Consider the following 2,278-nt stretch of genomic DNA (forward strand, 5'->3'; position numbering starts at 1 on the left):
TCTCATACGCATCCACAGGCTCTGCCTTGGCATAGAGCCAGCCCTGTACCACATCACAGCCGCTTTCCCTTGCCATCGCGGCCTGCTCTTCCGTTTCTACGCCCTCTATGACCGTGGTCATACCAAAATCCTTGGCCAGCTTCACCACATTGGCAATCAGGCTGTTGTTGTGGTTTCTCTCCCAGCCCAGCACAAAATTCCTGTCCAGCTTCAGCACATCTGCCGGAATCTGCTCCAGCATGGAAAGGGAGGAATAGCCGGTGCCAAAATCATCAATGGACAGCCGGAACCCGGCCTTGGAAAGCTCATGCAGACGATCCATCAATACCGCGGCATCATCAAAGAAAGCGCTCTCTGTAATCTCCAGCTCCAAAAGATTTCGCGGCACATTAAAGGAATCCGCTATAGTGCATATATTTCTTACCAGTTCCCTGCTGGCAAAATGAGCCCTGGATACATTTACAGAAATAGGATACACCGCCCTGCCCATATCCAGCCAGCGGCGAATCAGGCGGCATGCCTCCTTCAGCATATACAGATCCAGCCGTTTTATCTCACCTGTAGCCTCCAAAAGCGGCACAAACTGGTACGGCGGAATCATTCCCAGCTCAGGGTGCTGCCATCTGACCAAAGCCTCACTGCCAGCCCAGTCATCAGACTGCAGATGATGCTTTGCCTGCAGGTACAGCTTCAGCTCGCGACGCTCCAGGGCAAGCTCAAAGTCTTCCTCCAGCCGTTTTCGCATCTGCTGTTCCTCGTACATCTTCTGGTCGTAGTAAACAATGGTATTGCTCCCCTGCTTGGCATATTTCAGTGCCGTAATGGCCCGCTCATAAGCCTCGTTAAGATGACCGCCCTCCTCGGCAACACTGGCTCCTGCCGACAAAACGATAGTGTACTCCTTTACGCTGTCCCTAACCTGGGCCAGAAGCGTCTGCACACGCTCAATGGCACCCTCACCGTTCATAAGAATAGCAAACCTGTCCGCCGTTACGCGACACACCATTTCCCCCGGATCAACTCCGTCCTTCAATATAGCCGCCGTCTTTTTCAGTACAATATCGCCATACTCATTGCCCATAATCATGTTCAAGGCACTGAATGAGTTAAAATCCACAATAAAGATTGTCACAGGCTTGCGCCCTCCGGTATGCCATTTTCGCCTCATACCCGCATAATTGTACAATCCAGTCAAATCGTCAATATATGCCAGCTTCACCAGCTTGTCCTGATTCTCCCGCCTGTTGGAATCCAGCGTCCACATAGCAAGCCAGAAGAGCACCGCCAGCACCATGGAAGCTACCATGACCAGATACAGCACATCATGTATCGGCGTGTCCACCATCCAGGCCGGCATCAGCCGGTACACATACCAGCCATCCAGCTCCGGCACGGCCACCGATACCATGTACCAGTCCTTGCCGTTGTCCGAAAAAGCCTCAATGCCATAATCATTGTAGTACAGCTTGTGAGAAAGATTTTCCCAATGCTTCTCATCGTTAAAGAATGCCTGCACCGCTCCCTGCTGCTCCACCTGCATGCCGCTTACCCCCAGCTGCCAGCTGTGACGGGATGCGGCAAAGACGAAGCCATCCTCGTCCTCATGACTGAAAAGCCCATTCATGGCCTTGCTGTTCAGGACGCCGTAAACAGCTCCGCAAACCCTGCCATTCCTCCAGCATGGTATGCTGACTATCACATGCTCAAATATGCCTGAACAATAATACTGTACCTTCATGTAGCCACGCATGCTCTGCTGCAGCACAGGCAGGATATCATACGGCGCCTCGTCGCCATAAATCATCTCCCCCTGCGGGGTGATCGCGCCTATCAGGGAAAAATCCACCAGGGCAGGATTCACGCTTCGGATATATACGTTCAGCTCCTCCCTGCTGCCTCCCATGGATTCAGCCACTGCATTGACATACTGCAGCGTTTCATAGTATTTTTTTATCCGCTCATCAATCAGATGCCTGGACTGAATCGTCCTGTTCACCATGCTGGTTTCAGCTTCCCTGTACATTATCTGTGAGAGTGCATATAGACAGGCTCCCATGCATAGCATCAAAAGCAGTCCCAGCACTATCAAAGCCTGAAAGCTGTCATTTTTTTCATGAAGTGCTAGCTTCATACCATCCACCTCAATTATTTATCACATTAAATTATATGTATGTTATTCGCCACAAAAAATAAATATCCTGCAAGTTATTGGAAAAACACAAAAAAATTGCAAAAAAAGAAGCTATCTTTCGATAACTTCTTCTTGACCGGCGACTTC

1 protein-coding gene is annotated in these 2,278 nt (G+C 50.4%); it reads right to left on the bottom strand.

Annotation, left to right across the window (positions count from 1 at the left end; genetic code table 11):
• Positions 1–2,131 (bottom strand): putative bifunctional diguanylate cyclase/phosphodiesterase (locus ACI3UA_RS05560; protein ID WP_439723839.1); only part of this gene is annotated, 2,131 nt, incomplete at its 3' end.
• Positions 2,132–2,278: the final 147 nt, after the last annotated feature.

The organism is Anaerovibrio sp., from assembly GCF_051866355.1.
Lineage (GTDB): Bacteria > Bacillota > Negativicutes > Selenomonadales > Selenomonadaceae > Anaerovibrio.